This window comes from Clostridium sp. B9, from assembly GCF_050509515.1.
In the GTDB taxonomy this organism is placed as follows: domain Bacteria; phylum Bacillota; class Clostridia; order Clostridiales; family Clostridiaceae; genus Sarcina.
The window spans coordinates 1-6,559 of record NZ_JBNWKA010000009.1 but is presented as its reverse complement, the minus strand read 5'-3'; the positions used below and the strand labels follow the sequence as shown (position 1 = coordinate 6,559).

The window sequence follows — 6,559 nt, the reverse complement described above, 5'->3', positions numbered from 1 at the left end:
TAATCCCACTTTGCGACACATATGCTATCATTTTACGCCCTATAAATAATTAAATATTTATAATAAACTTTAATAAAATATTTTTTACTTTCATAGCTACGCCAAAAAATAAAGGGGAACTACTATAAAAACTCTAATGTTTTATATAAACTAAAATAAGTAAAAAAAATTTCCTAAAAACCTAGTAAATATAAGGAGTGGAAGAGAGTTAAACTAAGACCTACACAGAACAACAAATAAGTTCCCCCATATAGCTCTTAAAAAAAAATTGCACCTATAAAAATAAGTCAATTAATTTTATACTCCTTGTTTTAATTTTAAATAGTTGTTATAATACAAAAAGAACAAGGTTATATTAAACCTTGCTCTTTTAAGTATTTAACGTCATTTATACATGTACGTTTAGATATATTTAGTAATTTATATATATCTTTTTGTGTAAGACCTTGCTCCAAAAGGTCTTTTATTTTTGCCCTCCTTTGACTAACTTCTTCTTTTTTAGTTAACTTACCTTGTACTTTAAGCTTATTCTTATACTTTGCTTTTTCATTCTCAATTAACTTTTTATCATTTTTCTTATAATAATCTTTATTCCACTCTGACTGTGTCTTAGGCTTATATATTCCCTCTAGTCCTATCTCTTCACATAGCTCCCATGTTAGCTCTAAGAAGTTTATAAGAGTTTCACTTTTATATAAATATTGTGTGTGATTTACACTCCTTGTATTTACTTCTATAACATGATTTCTATAAGGCTCATTAAAGTTATTATTAAACCTTAACATTTCCTTTTCTGCATTCTCAAAGTCCTCTTTAGTTAATGCTCCCTTTTGATACTTCTCTTTAATCAAATAGAAATTCCTATATAAAAAGCATAGTCTAGCTCTTAAATTAGTTTCATTCATTGAGTTTAAATAAGCTTGTATCTTTTCTAAGTCCCTAAGTCTATTACAATTTAACGTATATACATTATGTAACTTAACTACTTTCTTTTTGTCTTTAGTTCTTCCTTTTCGTCTTTTATACCACTTTGGAAGTTCATCAAGCCATAGCTCCTGTAGTTCCCTTAATGTATATCTTATTGTATTATCATAAGCTAAGAAGTTAACCTCTGCTCCATTTTTACTATTTATACTTTTAGGCAGCCTATAATAGCTCTCTATGTTCTGCTTTTCTGCTCCATAGTCTTTTAATTCATATGCAAACACTTCGCTTATCCGTTGTGCTAATACAACCACATTATCTCTATACTTCGGTATGTAACAAGGTTCTACAGTATAAATTAACCTTATTTGATTTCCATACTCTATCAAGTTAGGCATTGGTATCGCTTGGTCAAATATATCTAATTCAAGTAAATTAATTACTTGTTTAGAATCTAGGTCTTTAAATACCTTTTTATTCTTGTAATCCACATCAACAGCTATTGCATTAATACAAAACAAATTATTCCTTGTCCCACTTTTCATGGTTCTGAATGAATTTAAAGACACAAATATATCTTCTTTACCTAGTGAATTAAATATTGCATTAACCTTTATAGGATCTTTTAAAGTACTTATAGGATATGATTTAGTTAATCCTTTGCCTTTATTTAATACTCTTATAAAGCACTCATCATTATTTACATAGATGTATGTAAATAACTCTGTAATCTCTTTTACACTTTGTCTGTTATAGTTCTTATAATTCAATTTTTTTTTTAAAATTGCCCCCATTTTTCCCCTCCTTTCTACTCATATAGATTTATTATATCTAACTTTTACATAATTTTATATCTTTATGTAAGTAAAGGGGTTAGACTTTATGTCCTTCCCCTTTTAAATTGATTTAATTAAGTTGTCTTAAATCTTATATGTGATGTTAATTTTACTAAGTTACCCAATACATTCATATCATCTATAGCTAAAATATCGCTTATTATATCCCTTTTTAAATCGATTAATTCCTCTTCATCTGAATTATATTTAACATATATAGGTACAATCACAAAGGGTATAATCATATTGCGAGTAGGTTGTTACCCTTTGTGGTTACGACCTTTTTTTTATTTGTTTCTAAGCATTTTTATTCCTCTTCTAATTCCTTCTGATTTTTCTATATTCTCTTGTTTACAATACTCTTCTAATATAGAACTACAATCATCATCTAACCTTACAGTTATTCTATCTGTACTTTTAGGATTATTAGTCGGTCTGCCTATCTTTTTAGGAGTTTCTATTTTTCTCGCCTCCTTTTGTCTAACAAATTAATCATATACTTATGTCTGACAAAATTCAATACCTATTTAAAACTTTTTATCTCTTTTTAAACTCAATTACATTATTTATATATGGCTTTTTCTCTTCTTCCTCAAGCTCTTCAATAGCCACATATGGTTTATTCTCTTTTACTCTTTTCTTTTCAAGTCTTTCAATAAAAGTATTTTTAATTCTTTCTTGAAGAGGTTTATCTATTTCAACCCATTCTCTTGTTTGCTTATTAAGATATATTAGATTACCTTCTATCTCACTTTCTGCAAAAGCAAAATATAAATAGTCATCTAATATCTCATTATCACTTAAAGTCATATCACAAGTTCTTAAATAATATGACATACTACTACTTAACTTTGCCCATATTGGCGGATTTTTTTCCTTTTTAACTTCCTTACTCATTTTCTTATTGCCCCCTTCTTACTCTCCATATTTATTTAAATAATCTAACAAAGCTTTATTTAATATACTTCCTATGGTCTTGTTTTCTTTTGCTGCCTTATTTCTAACTTTATTGTAAAGCTCTGTATTAACTCTTAATGTCTTAACAGTAGTTTCCTTATTATCTATAGTAATATTACTTGTAATATCTTTATTTGAAATCAATTTTAATATATCATCTAGGTTATTTAATAATAAATTTAACTTGTCTATATCAATTTTATCTATTGCAATACTATTAATAACCTTTTCTTTATCTTGCTTTATTACTGGCTCAACCTCTGTAATATTACTTATAATATCTTTTTTACTATAGCTCCTTAGTTTTGAATTGTAGATATATTTACCTCTACTTAATTTACTCTTTAAGGTGCTTTGTTTAATTCCAACCTTATCACACCATTTATTAACACTAAGCTCTTTATCATCTTCTAAAGCTTTATTAATTGTATTAACAAGCTCTTCTATATCTAACTTTAAAAGCTCCATAATTCCCCCTTAAATTAAATTGGTATATTACAATAATACCATATGTAATATTACTTGTAATACAATAAATCGAAACCACTTTATAAATACATAATCTTTTTGATATAAAATGAGGTCACACCAAACTTATGATGCAACCTCATTTTATATAGTCATATATTTTTATATCTTTATTTTTTTCTTGTATTGTTAATTTAGTTATAGGAAAATCTTTTTGACCTTTTATATATCTATCACTTGTTTCTACTATAAACGTCATAGGTACATACTTAGCAAACTTATCCTTTACTAAAAATAAATGAATATACATACCATTTTGAACCGTATATAGTACTAAATCAGCTTTAATATATGTTCTTATCTTAGTTCTATCAAAATCATAAATAACCCTATTAAATACTAAGTCATTAATTCTATAGAAATTATCTATTCTTAACTCTATCTTTTCATAGTTTGGACTATTTAATATAATTTCCTCTTTAATTTCCTTACCTTTAACCATATTATATACTTTATTTCCTTTGATTCTTTTATTATTTAATCTATTAAACTCTATAATATCTGTAAGTTTATGTAGTCCTATTACATGAGGAAAATTTTCTTTTTTAAAAACTACTTCTAAACGATCACCATTCAAAAGCTCATATATATACTTTTTATTCATTAATCCCTCATAAATCATTATTGACTTTGATATCTTATCCATTGTTTACCCTTTCAAAATAAATACTTCTCTATTCATTATATCAATATATCAAAAAAAAAGCTCTGGCTATCTAAACCAGAGTTTTACTTATCTTTTTAAAGGTGTATTTTTTTTTTCGAGCCAAGCTCTATTCAGCAACAGGCTATACACAAACCTGTAATGTATCTCCATATAAACTCGCTGAATAAGAATATACTTCACAGAATGATAAGACTTTGTCTTACAAATTCATTATATGATACAACTTTAGAATTTGTCAATTATCAAAATTCTGCTTAATTGCCTTAGTTTAACTAAATTGCAACATGTAATATTACTTGTAATATATTATAATTGAAATAAATTCGCAAATGTATATTCGCTCTTAGAATCCTTTTTTATATGAGAAGATGGTACGCAAAATTTGAATACACTTATTAAAACTTATTCTTTTAATCCTAAATCTTTTAAAGTCCTATATACTGTGGCTCTACTTAGTCCAGTTTGTTTTACTATATCAACTATCTTATATCTCTCTTTATATAATAATCCAACTGTATCAGCTTTATTATTTCTCTTTGATGGTCTTCCACCATTTCTCCCTCTAGCTTTTGCACTTGCTAAACCCTCTTTTGTTCTTTGGCTTATTAAATCCCTTTCTAATTGAGATAGTCCACTCATTACAGTTAATAAAAAGCTATTATATGGATTATCACTTGTAGTATCTAACCAAGTATCTTTTATACTTTTTATACTAGCTCCCTTATCTTTTATCCTATCAATGATATTTAATAAGTCTTTGGTACTTCTTGATACCCTTGTTAAATCTGCAATAACAACAATATCATTTTCTTGTAGCTCCTCAATCATTTTGTTTAACTGTTCTCTATCTGCCTTAGTACCAGTTATTTTCTCTTGATATATATTTCTCTTATCAACTCCATAATTAACTAGCATATCTATTTGTCTATCTAAATTTTGCTCCTCTGTGCTTACTCTTGCATATCCAATTAACATAATCAACACTTCCTATCCGTTTCATTGATTAAATTGTATCATAAATGTTTCATAATATAAATAGAATTTGATACCTTTTTTGATGCATTTTGATACTTAATTAATGGCTTATTTAGGTAGTGTATAAAATCGTTTCAAAAACATTCGTTTTTGATACTAAAAAAACTTAACTCTTTAATCTCTTATAATTCTTAATAAAAAAAGAGGGCTTTTAAAGTTACCTCTTCTCAATTAAATCTAAATTTAAACCAATTAAACCATTTATTATTCTGTTTATTAAACTCTTCCTTTCTTCTTTTAAGCTCTTCTCTTTTCTCCAGTAGTAAAAGCTCTGTATTACTTAAAGCCTTTTTCTGTAGCTCTTGGCTATTTAATATAATTTGATTCTGTTGTTCAAGTAATATCATTAGTCTTTTATTATCAGCTCTTAGCCTTTCAATTTCTTCAACCTGTTGTTTAATCAATAAATCCTTTGGTTCAATTCCCTTTAAATAATTTAAACCCTCTGCATTAATATGTTTAATGCCTTTTTCTATAGTGATATATTGTTTAAACTCTTCTTTCTTTAGTTGTTTATATATAGCTTGTTTACTTATGTTAAGTTCCTTAGACACTTGCTCTACTGTATATAACATATATTAACCCCCTTTAAACCATAAGTTGAATAAGTTTAATATTCTATAATATATACATTTCTCCTCTAAAGATCTTAGGATTCCCTAATAATATTTTGATAAATGTCCTGACATTAAAACATAAAATTTTAGGGGTAACAAAATGACTTATTAAATCCATTTTGTTACCCCTTTTGTTACCCTATATAATTGCTAATTTTTAAATAAACTTAATAATTTTCTTATTAAAAATTTCAATGTTTTTATTAAAAATATTACTACAGGTATTGAAAATATAATCAATAATATTTTAATAACATCAAAAATTAAATTCATTACAAAATCACCTATATACTAGAAGCATGGAAATATTGATTTCCTCTAACTGTTTGAGAATGACTATGAACTTTTATAACATTACTTACTCCTGGAATAGGAACAGTTATGTAATGATCAATTATATATTCATAACTTAAAGTTATCGTTCTACCATAATGAGTTACTTGAGCAGTTCTTTTTCTAACATTCCCCAACTTTTTAAATCCATTACTATAAGCTTGAGTTATTGATGAACTTGTAGCTGAACTCCAAAATTTATCTCTACCCTTTGAATACCAATTCCCTGATACAGAATATTTTATTTTTAACCCATTACTTATTTCTTGGACATGAGTTAAAGTTGTTATAGCTCTTGGAGAAGCCATACCTCTAGGCGATAGTTCATTGTAATAAGTTATATTTTCTGAACTAGGACTTGTTAAGTCAATTTCAGATGGTTCTCTTTGGCATTCCAATATTTTACATTCCAAATCCTCTAAAGAAACTATATTATCTGTCTCTAAATCACCTTCATTTTCTATAATTTCATAATCCAAATTATATTTATTCAATAAATCCAATATATTTTCTTCAGTAAGCTTAGAATTAATTGATGAATTTTCTTCAATTGAACTTAACTCTTTTGCTTGTACAATTTTAAAACTATTAGCATTAAAGGCAATACTAGCCATAAAAGAAGTTGCTAATAATAAAGATATTGATTTTTTATTCATAGAATA

8 protein-coding genes are annotated in these 6,559 nt (G+C 26.4%); all 8 read right to left on the bottom strand.

The genetic code is table 11. The features are described from left to right. Positions 1 to 350 precede the first annotated feature (350 nt). Positions 351 to 1,718 (bottom strand): helix-turn-helix domain-containing protein, encoded by a 1,368-nt coding sequence (locus tag ACQZHJ_RS18935; RefSeq protein WP_430487055.1) that lies wholly within the window; start codon positions 1,716 to 1,718, stop codon positions 351 to 353. A 116-nt stretch (positions 1,719 to 1,834) separates the two neighbouring features. Further along, a complete protein-coding gene (locus tag ACQZHJ_RS18930) occupies positions 1,835 to 1,990 on the bottom strand; it encodes a hypothetical protein (protein ID WP_430487054.1) in 156 nt (51 codons plus the stop codon). A gap of 307 nt (positions 1,991 to 2,297) precedes the next feature. Further along, positions 2,298 to 2,657, bottom strand: coding sequence for a hypothetical protein (locus ACQZHJ_RS18925; RefSeq protein WP_430487053.1), 360 nt, complete (start codon positions 2,655 to 2,657; stop codon positions 2,298 to 2,300). A gap of 18 nt (positions 2,658 to 2,675) precedes the next feature. Next, on the bottom strand, positions 2,676 to 3,185 hold the full coding sequence (locus ACQZHJ_RS18920) for a hypothetical protein (RefSeq protein ID WP_430487052.1): 510 nt from the start codon (positions 3,183 to 3,185) through the stop codon (positions 2,676 to 2,678). A 139-nt stretch (positions 3,186 to 3,324) separates the two neighbouring features. Then, positions 3,325 to 3,891: a PBECR4 domain-containing protein gene (locus ACQZHJ_RS18915; protein WP_430487051.1), complete on the bottom strand. Its 567-nt coding sequence runs from the start codon at positions 3,889 to 3,891 to the stop codon at positions 3,325 to 3,327. A 423-nt stretch (positions 3,892 to 4,314) separates the two neighbouring features. Continuing rightward, on the bottom strand, positions 4,315 to 4,887 hold the full coding sequence (locus ACQZHJ_RS18910) for a recombinase family protein (protein WP_430487050.1): 573 nt from the start codon (positions 4,885 to 4,887) through the stop codon (positions 4,315 to 4,317). Between the two features lie 227 nt (positions 4,888 to 5,114). Further along, positions 5,115 to 5,522 carry a DNA-binding protein gene (locus ACQZHJ_RS18905; protein WP_430487049.1) on the bottom strand — a complete coding sequence of 136 codons (408 nt, stop codon included), beginning with the start codon at positions 5,520 to 5,522 and terminating at the stop codon, positions 5,115 to 5,117. Positions 5,523 to 5,848: 326 nt separating this feature from the next. After that, positions 5,849 to 6,559: hypothetical protein (locus tag ACQZHJ_RS18900; RefSeq protein ID WP_430487048.1), on the bottom strand; the 711-nt coding region annotated here is incomplete at its 5' end.